The sequence below is a fragment of the Arthrobacter sulfonylureivorans genome, assembly GCF_022637435.1.
GTDB lineage: Bacteria > Actinomycetota > Actinomycetes > Actinomycetales > Micrococcaceae > Crystallibacter > Crystallibacter sulfonylureivorans.
This window is the reverse complement of record NZ_CP093326.1, coordinates 589,485-615,616: the sequence shown is the minus strand read 5'-3', so window position 1 is coordinate 615,616 and position 26,132 is coordinate 589,485. Positions and strand designations below refer to the sequence as shown.

The 26,132-nt window shown below is 68.0% G+C and carries 23 protein-coding genes; 17 read left to right on the top strand and 6 right to left on the bottom strand.

The annotated features are described in order from the left end of the window. Window positions 1–16: 16 nt before the first annotated feature. Window positions 17–1,159 (top strand): acyl-CoA dehydrogenase family protein, encoded by a 1,143-nt coding sequence (locus MNQ99_RS02975; RefSeq protein ID WP_241915248.1) that lies wholly within the window; start codon window positions 17–19, stop codon window positions 1,157–1,159. A 28-nt stretch (window positions 1,160–1,187) separates the two neighbouring features. Here MNQ99_RS02975 and MNQ99_RS02970 read toward each other — a convergent pair whose 3' ends face one another. Further along, window positions 1,188–3,959: an ATP-dependent RNA helicase gene (locus tag MNQ99_RS02970; protein WP_241914388.1), complete on the bottom strand. Its 2,772-nt coding sequence runs from the start codon at window positions 3,957–3,959 to the stop codon at window positions 1,188–1,190. Between the two features lie 144 nt (window positions 3,960–4,103). Between MNQ99_RS02970 and MNQ99_RS02965 the strand changes: the two genes are divergently transcribed. The 3 genes from MNQ99_RS02965 (at window position 4,104) to MNQ99_RS02955 (ending at window position 6,224) form a co-directional block, all read left to right on the top strand. After that, window positions 4,104–4,520, top strand: a complete 417-nt coding sequence (locus tag MNQ99_RS02965; protein WP_241914387.1) for a ChaB family protein — start codon at window positions 4,104–4,106, stop codon at window positions 4,518–4,520. 55 nt (window positions 4,521–4,575) lie between these two features. After that, on the top strand, window positions 4,576–5,502 hold the full coding sequence (locus tag MNQ99_RS02960; protein ID WP_241914386.1) for a coiled-coil domain-containing protein: 927 nt from the start codon (window positions 4,576–4,578) through the stop codon (window positions 5,500–5,502). 116 nt (window positions 5,503–5,618) lie between these two features. Continuing rightward, window positions 5,619–6,224 carry an isochorismatase family protein gene (locus MNQ99_RS02955; protein WP_127512390.1) on the top strand — a complete coding sequence of 202 codons (606 nt, stop codon included), beginning with the start codon at window positions 5,619–5,621 and terminating at the stop codon, window positions 6,222–6,224. Between the two features lie 16 nt (window positions 6,225–6,240). On the opposite strand, the gene MNQ99_RS02950 is transcribed toward MNQ99_RS02955, so the two are convergent. After that, the gene (locus MNQ99_RS02950; RefSeq protein WP_241914385.1) at window positions 6,241–6,732 is read right to left on the bottom strand and encodes a DUF2127 domain-containing protein; all 492 of its coding nucleotides are present in this window, start codon (window positions 6,730–6,732) and stop codon (window positions 6,241–6,243) included. A gap of 42 nt (window positions 6,733–6,774) precedes the next feature. Between MNQ99_RS02950 and MNQ99_RS02945 the strand changes: the two genes are divergently transcribed. The 13 genes from MNQ99_RS02945 (at window position 6,775) to MNQ99_RS02885 (ending at window position 20,369) form a co-directional block, all read left to right on the top strand. Then, window positions 6,775–7,365: a helix-turn-helix domain-containing protein gene (locus MNQ99_RS02945; RefSeq protein ID WP_127512388.1), complete on the top strand. Its 591-nt coding sequence runs from the start codon at window positions 6,775–6,777 to the stop codon at window positions 7,363–7,365. Between the two features lie 208 nt (window positions 7,366–7,573). Beyond that, window positions 7,574–8,881, top strand: a complete 1,308-nt coding sequence (locus tag MNQ99_RS02940; protein WP_164745409.1) for an ABC transporter substrate-binding protein — start codon at window positions 7,574–7,576, stop codon at window positions 8,879–8,881. Then, complete coding sequence (locus MNQ99_RS02935; RefSeq protein WP_241914384.1) at window positions 8,878–9,705, top strand: ABC transporter ATP-binding protein; 828 nt, start codon at window positions 8,878–8,880, stop codon at window positions 9,703–9,705. Before MNQ99_RS02940 ends, MNQ99_RS02935 begins: the two co-directional genes overlap by 4 nt. Next, the gene (locus MNQ99_RS02930; protein WP_241914383.1) at window positions 9,702–10,430 is read left to right on the top strand and encodes an ABC transporter ATP-binding protein; all 729 of its coding nucleotides are present in this window, start codon (window positions 9,702–9,704) and stop codon (window positions 10,428–10,430) included. Before MNQ99_RS02935 ends, MNQ99_RS02930 begins: the two co-directional genes overlap by 4 nt. A 7-nt stretch (window positions 10,431–10,437) precedes the next feature. Then, window positions 10,438–11,304, top strand: a complete 867-nt coding sequence (locus MNQ99_RS02925; RefSeq protein ID WP_241914382.1) for a branched-chain amino acid ABC transporter permease — start codon at window positions 10,438–10,440, stop codon at window positions 11,302–11,304. A 2-nt stretch (window positions 11,305–11,306) separates the two neighbouring features. After that, window positions 11,307–12,389, top strand: a complete 1,083-nt coding sequence (locus tag MNQ99_RS02920; RefSeq protein WP_241914381.1) for a branched-chain amino acid ABC transporter permease — start codon at window positions 11,307–11,309, stop codon at window positions 12,387–12,389. A 139-nt stretch (window positions 12,390–12,528) separates the two neighbouring features. Further along, complete coding sequence (locus tag MNQ99_RS02915; RefSeq protein ID WP_241914380.1) at window positions 12,529–13,644, top strand: NAD(P)-dependent alcohol dehydrogenase; 1,116 nt, start codon at window positions 12,529–12,531, stop codon at window positions 13,642–13,644. A 65-nt stretch (window positions 13,645–13,709) separates the two neighbouring features. After that, window positions 13,710–15,167 (top strand): benzaldehyde dehydrogenase, encoded by a 1,458-nt coding sequence (locus MNQ99_RS02910; RefSeq protein WP_241914379.1) that lies wholly within the window; start codon window positions 13,710–13,712, stop codon window positions 15,165–15,167. A gap of 235 nt (window positions 15,168–15,402) precedes the next feature. Continuing rightward, on the top strand, window positions 15,403–16,068 hold the full coding sequence (locus MNQ99_RS02905) for a maleylpyruvate isomerase family mycothiol-dependent enzyme (RefSeq protein WP_241914378.1): 666 nt from the start codon (window positions 15,403–15,405) through the stop codon (window positions 16,066–16,068). Continuing rightward, window positions 16,065–16,763 carry a maleylpyruvate isomerase family mycothiol-dependent enzyme gene (locus tag MNQ99_RS02900; RefSeq protein ID WP_241914377.1) on the top strand — a complete coding sequence of 233 codons (699 nt, stop codon included), beginning with the start codon at window positions 16,065–16,067 and terminating at the stop codon, window positions 16,761–16,763. The genes MNQ99_RS02905 and MNQ99_RS02900 overlap by 4 nt, the downstream gene beginning before the upstream one ends. A gap of 137 nt (window positions 16,764–16,900) precedes the next feature. Beyond that, window positions 16,901–18,127: an amidohydrolase gene (locus MNQ99_RS02895; RefSeq protein WP_241914376.1), complete on the top strand. Its 1,227-nt coding sequence runs from the start codon at window positions 16,901–16,903 to the stop codon at window positions 18,125–18,127. Window positions 18,128–18,140: 13 nt separating this feature from the next. After that, window positions 18,141–19,670, top strand: a complete 1,530-nt coding sequence (locus tag MNQ99_RS02890) for an MFS transporter (protein WP_127512378.1) — start codon at window positions 18,141–18,143, stop codon at window positions 19,668–19,670. A 99-nt stretch (window positions 19,671–19,769) separates the two neighbouring features. Continuing rightward, complete coding sequence (locus MNQ99_RS02885; protein WP_241914375.1) at window positions 19,770–20,369, top strand: protoglobin domain-containing protein; 600 nt, start codon at window positions 19,770–19,772, stop codon at window positions 20,367–20,369. A gap of 49 nt (window positions 20,370–20,418) precedes the next feature. Here MNQ99_RS02885 and MNQ99_RS02880 read toward each other — a convergent pair whose 3' ends face one another. The 4 genes from MNQ99_RS02880 to MNQ99_RS02865 form a co-directional block, all read right to left on the bottom strand. After that, entirely contained in the window at window positions 20,419–20,889 is a 471-nt protein-coding gene (locus tag MNQ99_RS02880) for a hypothetical protein (RefSeq protein WP_241914374.1), read from the bottom strand. Between the two features lie 42 nt (window positions 20,890–20,931). Continuing rightward, the gene (locus MNQ99_RS02875) at window positions 20,932–22,164 is read right to left on the bottom strand and encodes a cytochrome P450 (protein WP_241914373.1); all 1,233 of its coding nucleotides are present in this window, start codon (window positions 22,162–22,164) and stop codon (window positions 20,932–20,934) included. Beyond that, window positions 22,161–23,861 carry an FAD-dependent oxidoreductase gene (locus MNQ99_RS02870; protein WP_241914372.1) on the bottom strand — a complete coding sequence of 567 codons (1,701 nt, stop codon included), beginning with the start codon at window positions 23,859–23,861 and terminating at the stop codon, window positions 22,161–22,163. Before MNQ99_RS02870 ends, MNQ99_RS02875 begins: the two co-directional genes overlap by 4 nt. Window positions 23,862–24,058: 197 nt before the next feature. Further along, window positions 24,059–25,348, bottom strand: coding sequence for an MFS transporter (locus MNQ99_RS02865; RefSeq protein ID WP_241914371.1), 1,290 nt, complete (start codon window positions 25,346–25,348; stop codon window positions 24,059–24,061). Window positions 25,349–26,132 lie beyond the last annotated feature (784 nt).

Sequence of the window (26,132 nt, the reverse complement as noted above, 5' to 3'; positions counted from 1 at the left end):
GGAGGGGTGAGTGACGATGGTTGTGCAGCGGTTGTTGCCGACGGAGGAAGCGCAGGAACTGCTTGGGCTGGTGCGGGACATCGCCGCCCGCGAATTGATGCCGCAGGCTGCCGCTGCCGAAGAGGCCGAACGGTTTCCGCGCGATGTCTTCCGGACGCTGGGGGAAGCCGGGCTGCTCAGCCTGCCGTATCCCGAAGAGTTCGGCGGAGGCAGCCAGCCGGCCGAGGTCTATCTGCAGGTCCTCGAGGAACTCGGCGCGGCCTGGAGCAGTGTGGCCGTGGGCGTCAGCGTGCACGCCCTCTCCTGCTTTCCGCTGGTGCACTTCGGCAGCGATACGCAGCGCAAGACCTGGCTGCCGGACATGCTCTCGGGCGACACCCTGGGCGCCTACTGCCTCTCCGAAGCGCACGCCGGCTCCGATCCGGCGGCGATGCGGACCAGGGCCGTGCGGCATGGCGACGGTTACCTGATCCGGGGCGCGAAGGCCTGGACCACCCATGCCGGCCAGGCCGACTTCTATACGGTCATGGCCAGGACTTCCGACGATCCGCGGCGCGGGGTCTCCTGCTTCCTGGTGCCGGCCGACGCCGCCGGGCTGACTGCCGCGCCGCCGGAACACAAGATGGGGCTGACCGGCTCCACCACGGCCACCATGCATTTCGACGACGTGCATGTTGCCGCCGACCGGATGATCGGCGAGGAGGGCCAGGGACTGGCCATTGCTTTCGCTGCGCTCGATTCCGGCCGACTGGGCATTGCCGCCGTGGCCACCGGGTTGGCGCAGGCAGCGCTGGACCTGGCGGCGTCCTACGCCAACGAACGGGAAGCCTTCGGCAAGCGGCTGATCGAGCACGAGGGACTGGCCTTCCTGCTGGCCGACATGGCCGTGGAAACGGAGACCGCGCGTGCTGTGTATCTGTCCGCCGCCCGGTTGAAGGACGCCGGCCTGCCGTACGGCCGGGAGGCCTCCATCGCCAAACTGGTGGCGACCGACAACGCCATGAGCGTGACCACCAACGCGGTGCAGGTGCTGGGCGGGGCCGGCTACACCCGTGACTTCCCGGCCGAACGGTACATGCGCGAGGCGAAGGTGATGCAGATCTTTGAAGGCACCAACCAGATCCAGCGACTGCTGATCTCCCGCCAACTCACGCGGTAGCGCCGCGGCCCTCCTCCCCTGTGCCGGGCTACATCCGGTTCTTGGTCCGGGCGGTGGCCGGCGCCGTCCACGGGTCCTCCGGCCACGGATGCTTCGGGTACCGGCCGCGCATTTCCGCGCGTACCTGCGCATACGGACCGGACCAGAAAGACGCCAGATCGTCGGTCACGGCCAGCGGCCGGCCGGCGGGCGAGAGCAGGTGGAACAGCACCGGGACCCGCCCGTCCACCAGCCGCGGCGTTTCCGCCCAGCCGAAGCATTCCTGCAGTTTCACCGCCACCACCGGGCGGCCGGCGTCCTCCGGTGCCGGGTAATCGATCCGCACCCGCGAACCGCTGGGCACCTGGAGACGCTCGGGCACCAAGTCATCGAAGCGGGCGGCGTCGGGCCAGGGCAGCAGCCGGCGCAGCGGCTCGGCCAGGTTCACCGACGCGGCCGGCTTGCCGCCGGCCAGCGCCTCCAGTTCCGGCGACAGCCAGTCGGCGAGCCGGGCCAGCAGCGCCGGTTCGGCGACATCGGGCCAGGGCTCCCCCAGCTCGCGGTGCAGCATGGCCAGCCGGCGGAGCAGTGTCTCGGCGGATTCCGACCAGCCGATGATGCCCAGCCCGCCGGACGCCAGGGCGCGCGCCACTGCTTCCCGGCCTTCGGCGGCCGAGGGTTTCACCGGCGTGGAGGTCAGCACAATCGCCCCCAGCCGACGCTCGCGGCGGGCCGCAACCCTGCCGGCTTCGAACCGCGCTTCCACCCGGTCGGTCAGCAGCGTTTCGGCGGCGGCTTCCGCGGTGTCCGCCTCCAGCGGGGCCGCGGCACGGATTACCGCCCCGGTCCCGGCGGCATCGCGGCCCTGCGCCCGGGACACTTCGGCCACGGCCAGCCATTCGTGGCCGGCCAGCGGACTGCCCGCCGGCAGGCCGGCGCGGGTCCCGGACGCCAGCAGGTAGGTCTGGCCGCTGGCTCCGTTGACGCGGCGGGCGACCCGTTCGGGGAAGGCCAGCGCCACAATTTGTCCCGCCGTTTCCGCCGCGCCTAGCGGTGCCCCGCTGCGGAAAGGCACGACGGCGGTGCCCTCCTGCCGCGCGATCTCCGCCAGCCGCCGCGCCTCCTCACGCCAGCGCCGGGCCGCTGGGTCGCCCCGGCCGGCCGCGCGGAGGGACGCCAGCAGTTTGGCCAGGTCGGCACCGGGTGCGCGTTGGTCCCCGGCCACCAGCGCAACAACGTCGGCGGCGCCCTGCGGTCCGGCAATCGCCGCGCCGTCCAACAGCGCCCGGCCCAGCCGTGGGTCGGCCGGCACCCGGGACAGGATCTGCCCCAGCTCGGTGGCACGGCCGTTGTCGTCGATGGCGCCCAGATCATGCAGAGTGCGCAGGGCCTCGTCCATGGCCGCGGCCGGCGGCGTGTCCGGAAGCTGCAGCCCCTCGCCGCCGGGGGCGCCCCAGCAGGCCAGCACCAGGGCGGCGGCGGTGAGGTCGGCGACGGCAATCTCCGGCGTGGGGTGCGCCGGCGCGGCGCCGAAAGTCTTCTGGTCGTAGCAGCGCAGCACGGTGCCCGGCCCCTGGCGGGCGGCCCGGCCGGCGCGCTGGTCGGCGGAGGCCCGCGAGGCGGAGACCGTGACCAAACCTGACATCCCGCGGGCGGCATCCCGCCGCGGCTCGCGTGATAAACCGGAGTCGATGACCAGCCGCACACCGGGCACGGTAAGCGAGGACTCGGCCAAGGAGGTGGAAACGATGACGCGCGGCGCCCCGCCGGGTTCCCGGCCGGAAACGGCGCGGTCCTGCGTGCTGGCATCGGCCTGGCCATGCAGTTCCAGCACCTCGGTGTTCCGGGTTCCGGCCTCCTCCGTGCCGGTGCCGCCGCCGGTGCGCCCGCCGGCGCTGGCGATCATGCTCCGGCCGGCGCTTCGAACCTTGTCCCGGATCAGCGCTGCCACCTGCTGGACCTCCCACGCGCCCGGGACGAAGACCAGGGCATCCACGGCGGGATCGCCGGCGAGCGCTTCGGCATGGGCTGCAACCGCGGTGGAGGCAATGTGGTCCAGGAAACCACGCGCCACGCCCCGCTCATCGAGCCGCGGTCCGGCCGCGGGCGCCCACCGTACCTCCAAGGGGTGCAGGGCGGAAGGGCAGTCGACCACCGGAGCCGGCCCAGCGCCGTCGTGCGCGCCGATCAGGGAGGCGAAACGCGGCGCATCCAGGGTGGCGGACATCGCCACCAGCGTGAGGTCCGCGCGCAGTTGGCGCACCTCGCCGAGCATGCCCAGCAACAGGTCGGTTTCCAGCCCGCGCTCGTGCACCTCGTCCAGGATCACCGCGTCCGTGCCTTCCAGCCCGGGGTCGGCGAGCAGCCGGCGGAGCAGGATCCCCGGCGTGACGAACTCGACCAGGGTCTGCGCGCCGGCCTGGCGCTCGCCGCGGACCGTGTAGCCGACCCGACCGCCCAGGTTGCTGCCGTCGAGGAAGGCCAGCCGCCGCGCCGCCGAACGCGCCGCGACCCGGCGCGGCTGGGTGACCACGATGCGCGGCTGGCGGTTGGCCGCGGTCCCGGCGGCCAGGTTCGCCACGAGCGGCGGCACCAGCGTGGTCTTGCCCGTGCCCGGCGGGGCTTGCACGACGGCGGTGCCGCCTGCGCTGGGCTCCGCTGCGGAAGTGCCGGGGCGGGACTCGTCAGGACCCACCGTCAGCGCCGCGGCCAAATCGTCCAGAGACCGGGCGAAGATCAATCCCGCGCCGATGGCCTCCAGATCGAACGGCCGGTACCGGCTGCGGGGAGGTTGGGTGGTGCGGGAGGCTGGCTGGGTCACCCTTCCATTGTGCCGTGGGCGGATGCGGTGGCCCCGCCGTCGCTCTTCCCTCCACAGGCGCGGTTTGTCCCTTGGCAGGGCCGCGGAACTGTGCCACGTTGGAAGTGGAAACGGAAACAATCCTTGGTGAAGGGACGTGGTCCGATGCCTAAGACGAGCAAGAGCGGCAAGCCGAAGCAGAGCGAGCTGCCGAGTACGCTGCAGCGTTCAGGCAAGAAGGCGCAGGAGACGTTCGCCGAGGCCCATGACTCGGCCGCCGATACGTACGGCGACGAGGAACGCGCACACCGTGTGGCCTATAGCGCGCTCAAGCACACGCATGAAAAAGTGGGCGACCATTGGGAGCCGAAGGATAAGTACGGCCCCTCGGACAAGCAGGCCAAGGGCGGCAAGGACACCTCGCGGGAGACCCAGGGCGGTGTGGATGCGAACGCCTCCAAGGAGCATCTCTACGATCTGGCGAAGAAGCTTGACGTCCCCGGCCGGTCGAAGATGGACAAGTCCGAGCTGGTCGAAGCGCTGCGCAAGGCCAACGACCGGGAGACTCGGAAGTCCCGGTAGTCAGCGGCGCCGTGCCTGCGAGGCGCCGGGGACAGGTCCGATTAGGCTAGGCCGCATGGATCTGGAGAGCGCGGCGCGGGAGCTGTATGCGCTGTTGCCCGGTGAGTTCACCGCTGCCCGCAACGCGAAGGCCAAGGAAGCCACGCAGGACGGAGACAAGGCTTTGGCCGCCCGGTTGCGTAGCCTGCCGAAACCGACGGCGGCGGCGTGGCTGCTCAACATGATGGCGCGCCACCGACGCGACGAGATCGACGGGGTCATCGAACTGGGGGCGGCGATGAGCCAGGCGCAGCAGGAGCTGGACCCCGGTCAGATGCGTGCGCTGGGCGATCAACGACGCGGACTTCTGTCAGCCATGGCCTCGAGTGGCCGGCAGTTGGCCGACGAACTGGGTCATCCGGTCAGCCCGGCCGTGGCCACCGAAGTGGAGCAGACGCTGCGGGCCGCGATGTCCGACCCTGCCGCCGGGGCTGCGCTGGCCAGTGGCCTACTCACCGAGTCGTTCTCCTCGACCGGATTGGACCCGGTGGACTTGAACGAGATCGTCGCCGTGCCGGAAGCCGTCGGATCGCCCGCGCCCGCCCCGCCCCGCCGCAGTGCAAAGACTCCGGCGCGGGACGAACTCGCCGAACGCCGGACGGCCAGGGCCGAGCGGGCCGCCAAGCAGGAAGCGGAGGAGGCGGAGCGGCGGCGCCGGCTGGCCCGGGCCGAGGTGGACAAAGCCGAGCAGCGCAAAGTTGATGCCGAGGCCAAAGAACAGAAGGTCCTGGACAAGTTGGACCAGCTGCAGAACCGCCGCGATGCACTCGCCGGCGAAGTGACCGAGCTGAAACAGCGCATCGAGGACCTGAAGCGTGAGGTGGCCTCCACCGACCGCAAGATCGAAGCGGCCGAAGAGGATCTGGTGTCTGCGGCCAAGACCGCCGACCGGACACGGAAAGCTGCCGCCGCCGCACAGCGGGAGTTGGACCAGCAGGCTTAGCCCCTACCCGTCACTGCCGGACCCTCGTCCGCTGCCGGCTGCACCGTGCGGGCCATGTAACCTAGGTCTCAAGTCCAGTCAGCTGCCGCGCGCCGGCCAGAATCTCAGGGGGCACCATGTGGAGCATCGATGCGGCGAGGTCCGCACTGTTGATGATCGATATGCAGAACGACTTTGTGCTGGAAGGCGCGCCGATGGAGGTGCCGATGGCACGCAAGCGGTTGCCCGAGATGGTGACCGCCGTCGCCGCTTGCCGGCAGGCCGGCATCCCGGTGATCTACAGCCGGCACGTGCTGCTTGACTCGTTCGATGTGTCGCCGCTGGAGACCACCTACAACCAGCGGCTGCAGACGGTGGGCATGCGCCGTGGAACCGACGGCGTGGAAGTTGTCGAGGAGCTGAAGCCCGAAGCCGACGACTATGTGCTGGACAAGCACCGTTACGACGCTTTCCACAACACCCAGCTCAAGAGTGTGCTGGCCACCATTCGCGGGCTAAATACCGTGGACACGGTGATCATCGCCGGCACGCTGACCGAAGTGTGCTGCGAATCCACTGCCCGAAGCGCCTACATGAACGACTACAAGGTGGCGTTCCTTTCGGACGCTACCGGGGGCCGGTCCGAGGCAGCCCAAGCCGCCACGCTGGACGCCGTCGGAACGTTTTTCGGCCGGGTGCTGAGCACCGCTGACATGGAACGGGAAATCGGCACCACCGCGTAGGGCGCCCTGCTGCCGGTCAGGCGAAGCGGCGTTCCCGCTGCCGGCGGTATTCGTGCCAGGTCAGCACCACAACCAGTGCGTCGAAGACGGTCAGGGCAACCAAACCCGGCGTGGGCGAGACCGCGAGCTGGTAGAGCTGGTAGGCGATAAACGCCAGCAGGACCGCGATCATCCATGGATAGGCCCAGAGCTTGTTCAGCAGCACGGCCGTCACCAGCACGACCTTCACTGCACCGTGCACCAGCAGGTAGGCGGCCGCGTAGGCTACCGCACTGCCGGTCAAGCCGCCCGACGCATGCAGCAAATGCGTGGCGATGAAGTCCTTCGGGTCTTCAGCGAGTTCGGGCTGGGTCAGCTGCAGGACAAGGCCGTGGATCTGGGCCGGATCAGCTACCAGCAGCAGCAAGCCGCCGATAATTTCGACCGCACCGTCCAGTCCCTTGAGGACCACCCCGGCGATGAACAGCCAGTCCCACCAGTCCTTACCCCCACCCCTCAACAGGCTCACAGGGTGAATGTACAGCTTTCATGCGTAGTGCAGAATGTTTCCATGAGTGAGCTTTTGGAGCACCTGGCTGCCAACGTCCGCCGGTTGCGCGATATCCATGGGATGTCGCTGTCCCAGCTGGGCGAAAAGTCAGGCGTGGCCAAGGGGACCCTGTTCAAGGTGGAGCGGGCCCAAACGAACGCGAACATCGAGACGCTGCAGGCGATCGCGCAGACCTTCGACATCCACGTCACCGAACTGCTGTCACCGCCGCAGGCCCCCGCCGTCGAAATCATGTTGGACGGCGAAGGCGAGGAAATCACCGATGAGGCCGCCGTCGGCCATGTGCTGCGCCGGCAACTGGTCGGCGCCGGAACGGTGGAAATCCACGCCAAGACCTTCCACCACGGGAAAGTACAGCTCTCCGTCTCCCACGGTCCGGGCACGCGCGAGCATGTGTTCATCCGAACCGGCTCCATCCGCCTGGGACCGATCGGACAGGAAGTACTGGTCCACGCCGGCACCTACGTCACCTACCTTGCCGACCAGTCGCACCGCTGGCAGGCCGAGGGCGGCGACTGCACCCTGTGGATCGTGCACACCTTCCCGCGAACGACGGCGCTGAAAGAAGTTCCTGCACCCGAAAACGGCTGAGCCCTCGGCCCTCCCGGCCTGCCCCTGAATGGCCCCGCCGCATCGTGACACGAATGTGATGCAGACCATTTGACCTACGGTGATGCGCACCATATCTTGGTGTGGTCGGTGTTCATTCAACAGTAGTTGGTGTTCATTTGACGGTTACGCCGGGTTCGTGTCCGGCGCTCACCCCCGTTCACTTTTTTGTGCGTCAAAGGAGACACGTATGTCCAAAACGATCGTCGGCGGCATGGACCGCCGCCAGCTGCTCAAGGTCCTGGGCCTGAGCGCCGCCGCGATCGGCGGCGCCTCCACGCTCACGGCCTGCGGCGGCCTCAAAGGTTCGGCGGGCAGCACCAGCGACGTGCTCAAGATCGGCTTCGTCAGCCCGCAGACCGGCCCGCTGGCCAGTTTCGCCAGCGCGGACAACTACGTGGTCAAGCAGGTCCAGCAGGCGCTGGCCAAGGGGTTCACTGCCGGCGGCTCCACCCGGCAGATCGAAATCATTGTCAAGGACACCCAGTCCAACTCCACCCGTGCCACCGCGGTGACCAAGGAACTGATCACCCAGGACCAGGTGGACATTGTGGTGGGCTCCGGCACGCCGGACACCACCAACCCGGTCGCCGACCAGTGTGAAGCGTCCGGCGTCCCGAACATCACCACGATCGCACCGTGGGAGGCCTGGTTCCACGGCCGCAGCGGCGTCTCGGGCGAGGGCTTCAAGTACACCACCCTGTTCTTCTTCGGCATGCAGGAATTCGCCGACTGCTTCACCCCGATGTGGAAGCGCATGGACGTGGCGAACCAGAACGTTGCGGCCCTGTGGCCGGACGACACGGACGCCAATGCCTTCCGCAAGGGCCTGACCCCGCTGGCCGAGGCCCAGGGCTTCAAGATGATCGACGGCGGTGCCTTCCAGAACGGCGCCAGCGACTACAGCTCGCAGATTGCCAAGTTCAAGGGTGAAAACGCCGAGCTGTTCACCTGCACCCCGATTCCGCCGGATTTCCAGACCTTCTGGAAGCAGGCCGCGCAGCAGGACTACCGGCCGAAGCTGGCCACCGTGGCCAAGGTGATGCTCTTCCCGTCCGAGGCCGAGGCGCTGGGCAAGCTCTCCAACAACATCGCCACGGACATCTGGTGGAGCCCGTTCCACCCGTATCAGTCCTCGCTGGACGGCACCACCGCACAGCAGCTGGCCGACGGCTTCGCCGAAGAGACCGGCAACCAGTGGACCCAGGCCCTGGGTTCGGTCTATTCGCTGTTCGAACTGGCAGTGGAAGGCTTCAAGCAGGCCAGCGATCCGAAGGACCGCGACGACGTGGCGGACAAGCTCCGGAACATGAACACCGTGGGCATGTCCGGCCCGCTGGACTTCACCAAGGGACCGGAGCCCGGCATCGCCGTCCAGCACCCGGTGGGCGGCCAGTGGCGCAAGGGCACCAAGTTCGACTGGGACATCACCATTGTGGACAACACGCCCAACCCCGACGTCCCCGTCGGCGGCGATCTGGAAGCGACCAACGCGTGACCCCTTTGCTCCAACTGTCCGGACTGGACAAGCGCTTCGGCCAGGTAGTGGTGGCCGAAGCGCTTGACCTGGCCGTCGCCGAAGGCGAGGCCGTGGGCATCGTCGGCCCCAACGGCGCCGGCAAGTCATCGCTGTTCGCGATGGTTTCCGGGGACCTGAAGCCCGACGCCGGCCGGGTCGCCTTCGACGGCGAGGATGTCACCTCCCGCCCGGCGCACCAACGCTGCCGGGCCGGCATCGGCCGCACCTACCAGGTGCCGCGCCCCTTCGAGGGAATGACCGTATTCGAGAACGTCCTGGTCTCTGCTTCGCAGGGCGGCGGCCTGCACGGCCGCGCTGCGCAGCAGCAGGCTGCCGAGGTGCTGGCCGAATGCGGGCTGGCCGGCGCGGCAAACCAGCGCGCCGGCTCGTTGTCACTGCTGCAGCGCAAGCGGCTGGAGGTAGCCCGAGGCCTGGCCACCGGCCCCAAGCTGCTGCTGCTGGACGAGGTTGCCGGCGGGCTGACCGAGCCCGAAGTGCTCGAACTGGTCGAGCTGATCGGCCGGGTCAAGGCCCGCGGCGTGGCAGTGGTCTGGATCGAACACGTGGTCCACGCCCTGGTGAAGTCCGTGGACCGGCTGCTCTGCCTGGCCGGCGGCCGCTTCATTGCCGACGGCGACCCCGCCACCGTACTGGCCGATCCGCAGGTGCTGGAACTGTACTTCGGTTCCGGCCCCGAGGCCGTCACCATCCCGGACGAGGAGCCGGCCGGCGGTCCAGCGGAAGGCGGGGCACCGGCGTCGCAATCCCTGCCAGCCGCACCCGGAGAGGAGGCGGCGCGATGACGCTGCTGGAAGTTGAGAATCTGGACGTCCACCACGGCCAGCTGCATGCCGTCCGCGGCTTCAGCCTGGCCGTGGAACCCGGCGCCACCGTGGCCGTGATCGGCGCCAACGCCGCCGGCAAGTCCACCCTGATGCGGGCCATCGCCGGCTCGCACCTGCCCACCGCCGGCGCCATCCGCCTCGACGGCAAGGACATCACCCGACTGCCCGCCCACCGCCGGGTGGCCCAGGGCATCTGTCTGGTGCCCGAGGGCCGCCGGCTGTTCAAGTCGCTGAGCGTGCAGGAGAACCTGGAAACCGGCACCTACCGTGCCGGCACCGGCCCGTGGAACGTGAACGCGGTGATGGAGTTGTTTCCGTGGATGCGCGAACGCGCCCGGCAGAACTCCGCCTCGCTCTCCGGCGGCCAGCAGCAGGCCGTCGCCATCGGCCGGGCGCTGGTGGCCAACCCCAAGGTGCTGTTGATCGACGAACTCTCCCTCGGCCTGGCCCCGGCCGTGGTCAAGCAGATGTACGCGCTGCTGCCGCGGATCGTCGAGCGCGGCACCGCCGTGCTGCTGGTCGAACAGGACGTCTCACAGGCCCTGGCCGCCGCCGACCTGGTGCACTGCCTGCTTGAAGGCCGCACCGTGCTCACCGGCAGCCCGCACGATCTCACCTCCGCCCAAGTGGAACAGGCCTACTTCGGCCTGGCCCACGCCGGCGGCGGCCCGGAAGGAAACTGACTACCCCATGGATCTGCTCAATACCCTGGTGCAGGGGCTGATGCTCGGCGGCCTCTACGCCCTGTTCGCCGCCGGCCTGTCCATCATGTTCGGCGTCATGCGCATGGTGAACCTGGCCCACGGCGACCTGGCGGTGGTCGCCGCCTACCTGGTCCTGGTGCTCCTCGGCGGCACCATGTTCCCGCTCTGGCTGGTCGTCCTGGTCACCCTGCCCCTCTTCGCCGTGATCGGCTACGGCATCCACCGCAGCCTGTTCAGCCGCAGCCTCAAGGCCGGCCCGCTCTCCACCCTGCTGGTGACGTTCGGGCTGTCCATCATCATCCAGAACGGACTGCTCGAAGGCTTCTCCGCCGACACCCGCACCATCGACATGGGCGTCCTGAACACCGGCGCGTTCCACCTCAACAACCAACTCTCCATCTCCTACCTGGGCCTGCTCACCCTGGTCCTGGCCGTGGCCGTGATCGCGGGAGTCCAGCTCTTCCTCTCCCGCACCCGGACCGGCAAGATGATGCGCGCGGTCTCCGACGACGCCGACACCGCCTCCCTGGTGGGCGCCAACTCCAAGCACCTTTACGCGATCGCCACCGCCATCGCGTTCGGCACGGTGGCACTGGCCGGCATCATGTCCGGCGCACGCTCCTCCTTCGACCCCTCGATCGGACCGGCGCAGCTGATCTTCGCGTTCGAAGCAGTGGTCATCGGCGGACTCGGCTCGCTCTGGGGAACCCTGGCCGGCGGCGCCGTCCTCGGCCTAACCCAGGCGTTCGCCGCGCACCTGGACCCGTCCCTGACCATCCTGGCCGGACACCTGGTCTTCCTGGCCGTGCTCGCCTTCCGCCCGCAGGGCCTGATCCCGCAAAGGACGGTGTGAGCATGGCACACACCCCCCAACCCACCAAAGACGGCACGACGCCGGTGTCGGCCGCCGCAGCTGCCGTCCCGTTGTTCACCGGTGCCCTGGTCACCCGCGCCGGACGCGCCTCCAAAGCCAGCGCCGGACTGCTGGGCCTGGCCGTCCTCGTCCTCGCGGCCCTGCCCTACATCGCGTTCGCCGGCACCACCAGCTCCATGGTCACCTTCTTCGTGCTGCTGATCATGGCCAGCATGTGGAACCTGCTCGCCGGCTTCGGCGGCATGGTCTCGGTCGGCCAGCAGGCCTTCGTCGGCGTGGGCGCCTACACCGTCCTGGCCTTCGCCAACCTGGGCATGAACCCGTTCGTCGCGCTGCCGCTGGCGGCCCTGACCTGCGCGGTGTTCGCCATTCCCACCTCCTGGCTGGCCTTCCGCCTGCGCGGCGACTACTTCGCCGTCGGCACCTGGGTGATCGCCGAGGTCTACCGGCTGATCATCATCCGCTTCGACAGCCTCGGCGGGCCCAGCGGCATGTCCCTGCCCGGCCTGACCGGCATGGACCCGGTACTGCGCGGCGCCCTGACCTACTGGGCCGCCCTCACCCTGGCCGCGCTGACCATCCTGGGCTGCTACCTGCTGATGCGCGGCCGCACCGGACTGGCCCTGACCGCCGTGCGCGACGACGAAACCGCCGCCCGCGCCAACGGCGTGGACGTCACCTGGTCCAAACGACTGGTCTATCTGGTCTCCGCCGCCGGCTGCGGCGCCGCCGGCGGCATCCTGATCATCGACTCGCTCAGCGTCCAGCCCAACGCCATCTTCTCCGTCCAATGGTCCGCCTACATGATCTTCATCGTCATCATCGGCGGCATCGGCTACCTCGAAGGCCCGCTGCTGGGAGCCATCGTCTTCTACGCGCTCCAACAACTGCTCGCCGGCTACGGCTCCTGGTACATGATCATCCTCGGCGCCATCGGCGTGGCCGGAGCCATCTGGCTCCCCCGCGGCCTCTGGGGCACCATCACCAACAAAACCGGCATCCTGCTCTTCCCAGTCGGCTACCGGCTCAACCAACCATGGACGCTGCCGCCGACCCTGCGGTAGACAGGGAGGGCATCCAGCGGACACCGCCGGAACCGGGAGTTTCCCCTGGTGCCGCCACGCCGGACGGTTTGCACCGCCGTCGCCCGTTGGACTAATGATTGACATATCAACAAAATCTCTCAGGGCTAGGAGCAGGAATATGAAGATCAATGCGCTGGTAGTCGAAGAGAAGAACGCCCCGTTCGCGCCCGAGCAGTTGGAGCTGGACGCTCCCGGACCGGGAGAAGTGCTGGTGAAGGTGGCCGCCGTCGGGCTCTGCCACACGGACCTGATCACCCAGGCCGGCGACATGCCGCTGCCGCTGCCGGGCGTGCTGGGCCATGAAGGCTCCGGCGTGGTGGAGGCCATCGGCGCCGGCGTGACCAACGTTGCCGTGGGCGACCACGTGATCATGGGCTGGCCGCACTGCGGCGAGTGCAAGAACTGTCTGCGCGGCGAGCACCGCTATTGCCTGCGGCTGGGCGAGGCGCTGGTCAGCGGCTCCCGGTTCAAGGGGCCTGACTCGGGGAAGTCCGCGTACACCCGGGCCGACGGCAGCAAGATTTCCGGCCACTTCTTCGGGCAGTCCTCCTTCGCGGACTATTCGCTGGCACTGGCGACCTCGCTGGTGAAGGTGGATCAGGACATCCCGCTGGAACTGGTGGGACCGCTGGCCTGCGGCATCACCACCGGCGCGGGCGCGGTCTTCAACACCGCCAAGCCCGAACCGGGCCAGTCGCTGGTGGTCTACGGTGCCGGCGCGGTGGGCCTGGCCGCCATCATGGCCGCGAAGAACACGCCGGCGGCCACCATCATCGCCATCGACCTGCACGATTCGCGGCTGGAACTGGCGCGCGAACTCGGCGCCACGCACACCATCAACTCCGGCAAGACCAACGCACTGGAAGAAATCGAGCGAATTTGCGGCGGCCCGGCCGACTACGTGCTGGAGTGCACCGGCAACATCAAGGTGCTGGAGGAAGCCGCGGAGGCGGTGGGCATGCTGGGCACGCTGATCCTGATCGGCGGGGCGCCTGCGGAGGCGCGGTTCTCGGTGGACCACCTGCGCACACTCTGGGGCAAGCGGATCATCGGCACCCTGGGCGGCTCCAGCACCTCCGCGCAACTGATCCCCGGCCTGATCGCGCTGTACAAGGCCGGGCGGTTCCCGTTCGACAAGCTGGTGAAGTACTACGACTTCGACCAGATCGACACGGCCGTCGCCGACTCCACCTCCGGCGGCACCATCAAGGCCGTGCTGAAAACTACCTCCTGACCTCATACCCTCGGCCCGCCACGCGGCGGCCGAAACGAACCTACCCATCATTGAAAGGACGGGACATGTCCCTGCTTGATGCTTCCCTGTGGGAGGGCAAGATCTACCTCAACGGCTGGCGCGACGGCGGTGCCGGCACCGCTTCCTCCGTGGAACCGGCCACCGGCGACACGCTGGGCACCTACGGCGTGGCTTCGGTCGAGGACGTGCACGCGGCGGCGGCCGTTGCCGCCGCCGCGCAGAAGGAATGGGCCGCGCGCAAACCCGAGGAACGCGCCGCGGTGCTGCGCCGCGCCGGCGCGCTGTGGGAAGAACACGCCGATGAGATCCAGTCCTGGATCGTCCGCGAATCCGGCGGCATCGGCCCCAAGGCCGGGCTGGAAACCCACATCGCCGCCAACGAATGCTACGAAGCCGCCGCGCTGCCCTCGTTGCCGGCCGGCGACGTGCTGACCTCCAACGAGGACCGCTGGTCGTTCGCCCGCCGCCGCCCGGTCGGCGTGGTCAGCGTGATTGCGCCGTTCAACTTCCCGCTGATCCTCTCCATCCGCGCCGTCGCCCCGGCGCTGGCGCTGGGCAACGCGGTGCTGCTCAAGCCGGACCCCCGGACCGCAGTCTGCGGCGGCGTGACCCTGATGCGCATCTTCGAGGAAGCCGGCCTGCCCGCCGGACTGCTGTCCCTGCTGCCCGGCGGCGCGGACATCGGCGCCGCCGTGGTCGAGGCCCCCGAGGTCCGGGTCATCTCCTTCACCGGCTCCACCGCCGCCGGCCGGAAGATCGGCGAATCCGCCGCCCGCAACCTCAAGCGCGCGCACTTGGAACTGGGCGGCAACAACGCCATGATCGTGCTCCCCGGCGCCGACCTGGCCAAGGCCGCATCCGCCGCCGCGTTCGGCTCGTTCATGCACCAGGGCCAGATCTGCATGACCACCGGCCGGCACATCGTCCACGAAGACATCTACGAGGACTACGTCGCCGCCCTCGCCGAGAAGGCCAAGAACCTGCCCGTCGGCGACCCGAAGACCGGCACCGTCGCCCTCGGCCCGATCATCGATGAGAACCAGCTCAAGCGCATCGACTCGATCGTGCAGGACGCGGTCGCCGCCGGCGCGCGGCTGGCCGCCGGCGGCACTAACGAGGGCCCGTTCTACTCCCCCACCGTGCTCGCCGACCTCGACCCGGAGAACACCGCGTGGAAGGACGAGATCTTCGGCCCCGTCGCCCCGGTGATCAAGTTCTCCACCATCGACGAAGCCGTGGAACTGGCCAACGCCAACGAATATGGGCTCTCGCTCTCCATCCTCGGCGACGTCGGACTGGCCATGCAGGTCGCCGACCGGGTGGACTCCGGCAAGGTCCACATCAACGAACAAACCGTCTCCGACGAAGCCAACTCCCCGTTCGGCGGCACCAAGAACTCCGGCAACGGCTCCCGGATCGGCGGCCACCAGGCCAACATGGAATCCTTCACCGAAACCCAGTGGCTCACCGTCCGCCCCGAGATCGCCAACTACCCGTTCTAAGCAACACCGCTCGTAAACACCGCTCGTACCGATGGCGGTGCGGTCGGCTGACGCCCGCACCGCGCTGCTCACCAAGTCGACGGCACCCGCGTTCCACAGCTGGAACCCGGGTGCCGTCGTCGTGCTGTCCTCCAAGTACGTCGAGAGATCCTACGAATACAGTAGAGTTCCCGTCAGTATCCGAAGTAGTCATTTCCGGGCTGGAGGCCTGACCCGAGAAAGAGCCGATATGCGCATGTCTGCAGCAGCAACCTGGCAGGTGGTCCATTCCGAGAGGCGTCGACTCGCTGCCGATCTCTCCGTCGTGCGAGACGAACAGTGGCTCCTCCCTTCTCTTTGCCCGGGCTGGGATATCCATGATGTCCTTGCCCATCTCGTTGACACGGCGCTCACCAGCAGGCTCTCTTTCGTCCGTGATCTCGTGAAGGCGCGCCTGGACTTTGATCGCGCAAACGAGAATGGCATCGCCCGGGAGAAGCGGCAGGATCCTCAGGATACGATCGCGGCCCTCATGGAAGCGGCGGACCTCACGCGGACACCGCCGGCGCACCTCGCAACACGTCTGGTCGAGGCGATTGTGCACGGAGAGGACATCCGCCGGCCGCTGGGCATTGGCGGAAGCTACCCCGAAGATGCGGTTGCGCAGGCCCTGGCCTACCAATTGCGCACCCCCGTATCCTTCGGAGGAGGACGCGAGCGTGCGGCAGGCCTTCGGCTGATCGACCGGAAGACCGCGGCGGTTTGGGGGCAAGGAGACGCTGTCGAAGCTGATTCCATCGATCTGCTGCTCGCAGTCTCCGGGCGTCAGGTGGACCGGGAACGGCTCAAGGGAAGCGGCGCTTCCCGCCTCGCCGATACAGCAGCGCACACGCCGACGAACCCTGAGTCGCCTCACCGATGAGAAGTGGCGGCGGCGATACGAAGAGCTCGCGGAGCAACCAACTATGGGCGCTGGTGCATGCCGAGCGAGCCGCTTTAGCTGAGGACCTTTCTGGCCTCAAGGCAGAACAGTGGCGGCGCCGCACCCTGTGCGGGCAATGGGACGTCGAGGAGGTCCTCGCCCACCTTACGGCAGCGGCCAGCTTGAACCAGTGGCAGTGGCTTCGAAGCATGCTCGGCGCACGGTTCCGTCCCGACGTACACAATCAGCGCAGGCTGGCCGAGTGCCGCGGTGAAACTCCCGCGGAAACACTGGAGCTTTTCCGTACCATCATCAGGAGCACCACGGCCCCCTCGGGACACACCCCTGCCTATCTTGGCGAAGTCGTCGTGCACGCCCAGGACATCCGCCGGCCGCTCGGGCTTCCCCGGAGACCGGCCGTCGACGCGCTGACACCCGTGGCTGAATTCTTCGCCCGGCGCGATTTCACCGTTGCCAGCCGAACGCACGTCACCGGTCTGGAGCTGCGCGCAAACGACGGGCCGTTCGGAGCGGGCAGCGGGCCGCTGGTTAAGGGCTCGACCCTCGCCTTGGTGATGGGTATGGCTGGCCGCGAAACCTACCTCGATGAGCTCGACGGACCAGGCGTGTCTGTCCTGCGGTCACGCATCCAGGGCCCGGCGGCTGGAAACGCCGGGGGGCCGCATCAACGGTAAAAGACCTTCGGTCGGTCCGCAGCCCTGGGCCGCGGCGTCGTTGTGTGCTGCCGGACCCGGGTCTACGGTTAGTTAAACCGCGCCTCCGGGAGCCGCGTGCCCGCGCTTCCCGTGCCGGCGGACAGGAAGTGCGCACTATGGCGATCGCGGATGACGTTTTCACTTCCCTTGAGCACGGGCTGGAGTGGCAACGGGACCTGTACAAGGAACTGCACCGGAACCCCGAGCTCAGCATGGAAGAACACCGTACAGCGGACCGGATCGAGCAGGAGTTGACCGGCTTCGGTTACCAGGTCCAGCGGATCGGCGGCACCGGCGTCGTCGGCGTCTTGGAGAACGGTTCGGGCCGCACCGTGCTGTCTCGGGCGGACATCGATGCCCTCCCCGTCACCGAGGCCACCGGACTGGACTATGCCTCCGAAAATGAGGGCGTGATGCATGCCTGCGGCCACGACCTGCACATCGCCTCCCTGCTGGGAGCAGCGAAACTGATGGCCGCCCACCGCGACGGCTGGGCCGGCACCCATGTAGCGCTCTTCCAACCCGGCGAGGAAACCGCCGCCGGCGCGCAGGCAATGGTCGACGACGGACTGGCCGCCAAACTGCCCAAGCCCGATGTGGCCTTCGGCCAGCATGTGATGCCTTTTGAGGTGGGCACTATTGGCACGACGGCGGGACCGATCCTCTCGGCCGGTGATTCCCTGAAGGTCACCGTCCACGGACGCGGTGCGCACGGCTCCATGCCGCACAACGCCGTGGACCCGGTGGTGTTGGCCGCGTCGATCGTGCTGCGGCTGCAGACCATCGTCTCCCGCGAGACCAAGCCGGGCGAGTTCGCGGTGGTGACCGTCGGTGCGTCCAACGCGGGCACGAAGTCCAACATTATTCCGGACCGCGCGGAACTGCTGCTGAACCTGCGCACCTACAATGCGGCGCTGCGGGAACGGATCATGGCATCGATCGAACGGATTGTCCGGGGCGAGTGCGCGGCGGCCGGATCACCCCGCGAACCGGAATTCGAGTACTACGACCAGTTCCCGCTAACCAACAACGATGCCGCAACCACCCAGAAGATCACCGCCGCGTTCAACGAGCATTTTGGCGGCAGCCAGGTCTTCCACGCCGAACCGGTCACGGCCTCCGAGGACTTCAGCCGGATTCCAGATGCGTTCGGCGTTCCGTACACCTACTGGACGGTGGGCTCCGTCCCGGCAGACATGTACCGGAAAGCCGTGGAGAACGGCACTGTCTCCCAAGACATTCCGGCGAATCATTCACCGTTCTTCTCCCCCGCCATCGACCCGACGCTCTCCATCGCCACCCAGGCGCAGATCGTGGCCGCACTAGCCTATTTGGCACAGTAAAGGGTTGTTTCCCATGACCTCATCAACTTCAGTCCCGGTCCGGACCGACTGGAAACCGACCGACAAGTGGCTGCTCGGCATCGTCCTGGCCGTCATCAACTTCTGGCTCTTCGCCCAGACCCTCCTCAACGTCATCCCCGGTATCAAGGACCAACTCGGCGTCGAACAAACGCTGGCCAACCTGGCTGTATCGATCACGTCGCTGTTTTCCGGAATTTTCATCGTGGTCGCCGGCGGCCTGGCCGACCGGATCGGTCGGGCCAAGATCATGTACATCGGCATCTACCTGAGCATCCTCGGGTCGCTGCTGATCGCGCTGACGCCGGAAAACCTCGGCGGACTGACGGACTTCATGCTGCTGGGCGGCCGCGCCATCCAAGGACTGTCCGCGGCGTGCATCATGCCCTCGACCATGGCGCTGATCAAGAGCTATTACGAGGGCAAGGACCGGCAGCGCGCACTCTCGTTCTGGTCCATCGGCTCCTGGGGCGGGTCCGGTTTCTGTGCACTGTTCGGCGGGCTGATGGCCTCCTCCTTCCTGGGCTGGCGGTCCATCTTCTGGATCTCGATTGTGCTGTCCGTGCTGGCACTGTTCCTGCTCCGCGGCACGCCGGAATCGCGTGCCGCGGCGGATCCTGACACCGCTGCGCATCACTTCGACTGGGGCGGACTGGCGTGTTTCATCATCATGCTGGTGGCCATCAACGTCTACATTTCGCAAGGCCCCGTTATCGGCTGGTTCAGCGGGGCCGGTCTGGCCCTGGTGGCCGCGTTCGTGGTGTTCGGCCTGCTCTTCCTGCAGATCGAGACGCGCCGCAGCTACTCGTTCGTGGACCTGAAGCTCTTCAGCAACGGCACCTTCACCGGCGCGACGTTGTCCAACTTCCTGCTCAACGGCGCCGCGGGCACCCTGATCGTTGCCCTTGGGCTGGTTCAGGTCGCCGCCGGAATGAATTCGCTGCAGTCGGGCCTGCTGACGCTCGGCTACCTGATCGCCATCCTGGCCACCATCCGCGTGGGTGAGAAGCTGCTGCAGCGGTTCGGTCCGCGGAAGCCGATGCTGTGGGGCAGCATGATCACCGGCATCGGCATCCTGCTGTGCTCCACCACCTTCCTGCGCATCGGCGAGTACATCGTGCTCACCGTCATCGGGTTCACGCTCTTCGGCGTGGGCCTGGGCTTCTACGCCACCCCGTCCACCGATGCCGCCCTGTCCAACGTCCCGGATGCCCAGGTCGGTGCCGCCTCCGGCATCTACAAGATGGCGTCCTCGCTGGGCAACGCCATCGGCGTCGCCATTTCCGCTGCCCTGTACGTGGCGGCCCAGGCGGTGGACCCACAAATCATCCAGTCCTGGGGGCTGTTCCTCGGCCGGCAGGACAACGTGGCGCTGCGCTTCGGCGGGGCGGTCGGGCTGCTGTTCAACGTGTTCATGGTGGTGATCGCGATCGCCTCGATCATCCTCACCGTACCGTCCGAGCGCAGCAAGAAGGAACAAGAAGCACGGCCCGACGAGGTCGCACCGCCTCCCTTCGGCAACTGACGCGCTGACCCTACCGGCGCCGTTGACCCTACCGGCGCCGCGGAGTATTAATGGCCGTTCAGGGCGCCATGCGCCAAACCTTCCAGTGGAGGCACTGCCATGTCGGTCCATGCATCCGGCGGTTCAAGCATTCCGGGCTATGAGTACGGCACGGTGTCCCAATCACCGGTCACTCTGGCCGAGCTCGACGACCTCAAAGCGAGTGTCATGTTCGGAGACGAGGACGCCGCTTCACTGCGCCGTGCCGGCGAGATTTTGGACGATCAGGTGGAGGACGTACTGGACGTCTGGTACGGCTTCATCGCCGGGCAGCCGCATCTGGTGGCCCACTTTTCCCGGCCGGACGGCCCGCCGATCGAGGACTATCTGGCGGCGGTTCGCTTGCGGTTCGGCCAGTGGATCCGGGACACCTGCACCAAGCCCTACGACCAGGAGTGGCTCGACTACCAGAACGAGATCGCCCTGCGCCACACTCCCGAGCATAAGAATGACACCGACCATGTCGGGTCCACCCAGGTTGTTCCACTGCGGTATCTCATCGCGCTGATCGGGCCGGTGGTTACCACCATGCGGCCATTCCTCTCTCGCGGCAGCGATTCCGCACAGGACGTGGATGCCATGATGCAGGCCTGGCTCAAGGCCGTGGTCCTGCAGATAGCGTTGTGGTCCCGGCCCTACGCGCTCCCGGGCGAGTGGTAACCGAGGTTACCCGGCGGTTACCGACGGGGCCCGCCGACCGGCAGGAGGCTCAGCGCCGGTGCCGCTCCGGTTCGACAACGGGCGTCGGCACCCAGCGGCGGGCCGCGGCGATGAGCATGAGTACCAGCAGGACGATCAGGACGCCGTCTGCCGCGATGTAGATGTAGTGGAGGGCGGAACCGCCGTCGTCGGTGCCTGCCAGCACCATATCCGTCCGGCGGTTAAGGAGCGGCCGGATCACCATCACCTTAGCCAACAGCACGACGACGGCGCCGCCCACCAGAGCCCAGAACCTGCGGTCCACGCGCTGCCCAATGAGGGATAACAGCAGCAGCCCGGCGAGGCCCAGTTCCACGATGTTCATTGCGGTGAACACCAACCGGCCGATGCCCAGCCCCAGCGGAATGGTGATGCCGGGAGCCTGGAACTTCAGCGGCGCCTCGATCAGCGAAATTCCGATGATCAGGCCGAGCCAGAGGGCCGGCAGCACCAGCCGAGCCGCAATGCGCAGGCGAACCATGATGGGCCTCCTTATCCGGACCCATCCTACGTTCCGAACGACCTAGCCCGAGATGTCGTCGATCTCTACCAGGAGGTGGGAAGGTCCCCGCAGGAACGGGCTCGGCCGGTATGGAGGCGGATCGTCCACCAGCCTCGGGTTTTCGATTCTGCTGGCAAATCCGGTGAGGGCAATCTGGGCCTCCAGCCGGGCCAGGGGTGCTCCAAAGCAGAGGTGGATGCCGCCGCCGAAGCCCAGATGGCCGTTGTTGGGCCGGTCCGGGATGAAGAGGTCGGGGTCGGTGACGTGGGCGGGGTCGCGGTTGGCGGCGGCCAGGAGCAGCGTGAAGGAGGCCCCTGCCGGGATGGTGGTGCCGCCGATGTCGATATCGTCGAGCGCGGTGCGGAAGGGGACGAAATGCACGGGCGGCTCGTAGCGCAGCAGTTCCTCCACCATGGGGATGGCCAGGTCTGGGTCGTTGCGCAGCCTCTGGAGTTCTTGCGGGTGGCGCAGCAGGGTCAGTGCGCCGTTGGCGATGAGGTTCACGGTGGTTTCGTGTCCGGCGATGAGCAGCAGCAGTCCGGTGCCCACCAGCTGTTCTGCCGGCAAGCTGCCTTCCGGGCTGTCGTCGGTGGCCATCGCCGAGAGCATGTCGTCGCCCGGTGACTTCCGGTGGGATTCGACCAGCTCTTCCATGAAAGCGCGAAGCTCCGCACCGGCTTCCGCCCGCTTTTTCTGCTGGGTTTCGGGATCGAGGCCGGGATCGATGGATTGCAAGGCGATGTCCACCCAGACCCGGAAGCGCTGTCTATCGCTCGGAGGCACACCGAGCAGCTCACAGATCACCGTGACCGGCAGCGGATAGGCCAGCTCATCGACGACGTCGATCCTGCTGCGGCCCGCCATCTTGTCGATCAGTTCGGTGACGATTTCCTCCATCCGGGGCTCCAGCCCGGCGATCCGGCCGGGAGTCGTGGGCGGTCCGAAGTGGCGCATGGTCATCCGGCGAAACTTATCGTGATCCGGCGGATCCATGCTCAGGAACGTTGGCGTCATGTCGGCGCCGTCGCCCTCCTCCGCGGAGACGCCCGCGGCGGCTGTGGCCGGATTGCGGCTGATCTCGGAACTGACCCGCGGATCGTGCAGCAGCGAGGCAATCTCGGCATAGGTGCTGACCAGGTAGGTTCCGTCCGGCAGGCGTGTCACCGGTGACCTGCGGAGTTCAGCGTAAAACGGGTAGGGGTTGGCCCGGTTGGAGTAGTCGAGGACTTGCTCCCAGGAGCTGGCGTGGCTCATGGTGAATGCTCCTTCGATCGCGGGGCGGTTTCCGCCGGTCTCCGGGACGGTGTGTCACCGGCGGCGGGATTGGTCAATCTGGCGCGGCGTTCGTTCGGGTCGTGGCCGGTCACCACTACGGTTGCGTCCTGCGTGGGGCTGACCGCCGGCCTGAAACCGGCGGGTACGGCGTGTCCATCGGCCGACTCGTCCACGTGGTGGAACGAGGGCGGGAAGGGTGCGGCCTGCTCGATCAACGGTTCGTAGAATTCAAGCCACTTGTTCTGGTTGAAGGCAACAGCCGCCACGATGCGGCCCTTGTAGCCGTAGACGGCGAGGAAGCGCCGCTCTGCCACCGATCCCTGGACGATGGCTACCTCATCCGCGGCCGAGGGAACCCCGACGCTCTTGATTTCGGTTCCGAACTGGACCGACCAGAATTGCGGCACCGCCAGATGCGGCCACCGATCGGTCTCGCGGCTGACCATATTGTGCGCCGCGACCTCGGCCTGCGAGATGGCGTTGCCCCAATGCTCAACGGCCAGGAACTGGTAGCCGTACATCGGCTGCGGCGCGCGCGCTATGTCCCCGGCGACGAAGACGTCATCGGTGACCAGCCCGTTCGCGTCGAAGGCCCGGCAGCCGGCGTCGCAGGCAACGCCCCACACGCCGCATGCCAGCCCGGAATCTGCGAGCCACTCGACATTGCGCACGGAGCCCAGCGCGGCGACCGCCACGTCGGCCTCAACCGTTGTCCCGTCGGACAGCACCGCCCGGCGCAGCTGTCCTGCGGCATCACCTTCGAGGGAAGTGACCCGGACGCCGCAGCGCAAATCCACGCCCTTTTCGATGTGCAGCTCACCGGCAATGGCGCCGATCGTGCCGCCGAGGGCAGCGACGAGCGGGGCCGGCCCGGCCTCTGCGACGGTGACCGGCAGGCCGAGTTCGCGGCACACGGACGCGACCTCGCAACCGATGAATCCGGCGCCGATGACCAGCACCCGGCGTGGTCGGCCGGCCAGAAACTGCCGTAGTTTCGAGGCGTCTTCCCGGGTGCGCAACGTTAACACGCCGTCAAGTGCTGCCTCCGCAGGGTTCGGCCATGGGCGCGAGCGCAGGCCGGTAGCGATCAACAACTTGTCGAATTCGATCCGGCTGCCGTCGGCGAGCCGGACGTGCTTCGCCGGCAGGTCCAGACCGGTCGCCGCGACTCCCAGCCGCCACGTGGCACCCACGTCCCGGCGGCGCGGCAATGAGGTATCGGCCGAGCGCATCGACCCGGCCAGGAGCTGTTTGGACAGTGGCGGCCGGTCGTAGGGTTCGTGGGGTTCCTCGCCGACCAGGGTCAGCGAGCCGGCGAAGCCTTCCTCGCGCAGCCGTTCCGCCGCGTGCAGCCCAGTCAGGGAGGCTCCAACGATGACGATTCGCCCAGTTTTCTTGAACGCGTTCTCACCGTCCCCGGCGGGGTGAGCCGGCCCCGGCCGCGTCCTCGGCCGCGTATCGGGATGCTGCGATCCGTTCGGCCCGTCCATCTGTTCGAGGGTGATGGCCTGGACCGGACATGCAGCGGCGGCCCGCCGGATCCGGGTGCGCTGCGCACCGTCAGGATCGGGGTCGTACGTCAGCGCCTCGTCCCCCTGGATCCTGAAGACCTCCGGGGCAAGAAAGGCGCACTGGGCATACCCCTGGCATTTAGTGAGATCGACGGCGATCCGCATGCCGCGCTTCTTCCTCTTGCCGGCTTCCGGCCGCGATCCGCCGATCGGCCGGTGCCTCTCAGGAGTGAACGGCCCCCGTCCCGGCAGGTCTTGTGGCCCCGAGGCGGGCCCGGGCAGGGGCCCCAATGTGATTCATGATCAAGTGAATCGAGTCTAGGCCGCACGGACGGGGCGGCGGAAGGGGCCTGCCTGGTGCTTCAGCGGTGTGCGTCTTCTCGCTCCGTGCCGCCCACCGGGTAAAGCGCGGCCTTGCGCCTGCGGCCGGCTCCCGCCGGGTCCTCAATCCGGCGCGGACCGTTGATCATGACCGCCCCCACCAGCATCACCACGATGCAGACGCCCAGCATGGCAAAGGAAGCGGTCCACGAACCGGTGGATTCGTGAACCACCCCAAACAAGAGCGGGGCCACGCTGGCACCGGCGTAACCGATGCCTTGGCTGAAGCCGGACAGCACGGCCGAGCCGTGGGTGGTGCGCGAGCGCAGGTTGACCATCAGCAGCGCGGTGGCGAAGGTGCCCTGGCCCAGCCCGGACAGTGTCACCCACCACCAGGTGCCGGCGTCCGGCGACAGCAGCAGGCCCGCATGCCCGCCAATCCAGCAAGCAGTGAAGATCAGGATGGCGGTGATCGGCTGCTTCAGCCGCGGCACAATCAGTGGCACCAGCAGGCTGACCGGCAGCCCCAGGATGGCGAAGTAGGCCAAAGCCGAACCGGCCGTCGCGGCGTCGACGCCGTGCTCGGTCAGGTACGGCGGCAACCAGGTGAAGTACACGTAGGTCTGCGCGGAGTTGCCGGCCAGGAAAATCGCCAGCCCCCAGGCCACCGGCGAGCGCCAGGGATTCAGCTTCCCGGGGGCAGGCGAGGAAGCCGCCGAAGCCACGGCACCGCCGTCGTACGTCCTGCCCTTCCGGCGGTCGCGCGCCGCCTGCACCGCCCACGGGACCAGCACCACGGCGCTGACCGATGCCCAGAGCGCCAGCGATACCCGCCAGCCGGCGGCTTCCGCCAACGGGACCGAAAACTGCGGGCTCATCGCGGTGCCCACCGCCAGCAGCGTCACATAGCCGGCGGTGACCACCCCGATGCGGTCCGGGAAGTATTTCCGCACCAGCGGAGGCAGCACCACATTGCCGATCCCATACCCGGCCATCACCACCCCGCTGAGGGCCAGGAAGGGCCAGACCCCGTCGACGGCGGCGCGGCCCAGTTGTCCGGCAACCGCCAGCAGCACGGCCGCCACCAGCACCTTTTCCAGCCCGAGCCATCGGATCAGTGCCGGGGTGCACAAGCCCGCCACCGCGAAAACGAGCGGAGGCAGCATGGCCAGCGCACCAATAGTGGTCGCGTCGAAGCCCAGTTCCGGCCCCAGTTCACCCAGCAGCGGACCCACCGCGGAGACAGCAGCGCGCAAGCTCAGCGCCATGGTCAGGATGCCCAGCAGCGCACCGATCCGTCCGGTCCAGGGCTTGCGGAGGAAGGAGTTCACCTGCCTACCCTAGCCGGGGGCCACCCCGGTCACCGGCAGGATACGGATGGCGGCGCAGCAGCCGGGCGGGATGAACGGCATGGCGAGCCGCAGTCGCCGTGGCTTCGGGATTTCGGCAGGTCCTGGAATTCGGGGCCCTGCATCGCCTCCCTCGTGGATGCCTGGGCGGGGCGGGTGTGCCGGGGCGGCGCAAGGCTGTGCGGGCGGGTGGGTGCCGGGGCGCAAGGCTGTGCCGGCGGCTGGGTGCCGGGGCGCAAGGCTGCGCGGACGGCTGGCCCATCCGAAAGCCGGTGCCACATTGCCCATGGATGTTCAGCAATAATTGCGCTCCGTCCTGCGCTTGATCCGGCCGGCCCGGGGACAGCGAGGGCTCAGCATCAGGTGTCATGGCGCTGGAGAGGTGAATGTGGCGCCGGCTATTCGGCCAGCGGCTGGCCCATCCGAAGCCGGTGCCACATTGCCCATGGATGTTCAGCAATACTTGCGCTCCGTCCTGCGCTTGATCCGGCCGGACCGGGACAGCGAGGGCTCAGCATCAGGTGTCATGGCGCTGGAGAGGTGAATGTGGCGCCGGCTATTCGGCCAGCGCCTGGTCCACGGCTATCCGGCCAAGGACTGGCACCGGCGGCCACGCCGCCCAAGGAGGCCCCGCCGCCCAAGGAGGCGCCGCCGTCGTTGTTCCCTCCCGCCGTAACCAACTTACAAAGGGTGACACGCGCCACCGTAAGATGGTGCTGGCGCCCTCCCCATGCGGCGCCGGGACCGCAGCAACGCCCCTCGGGCA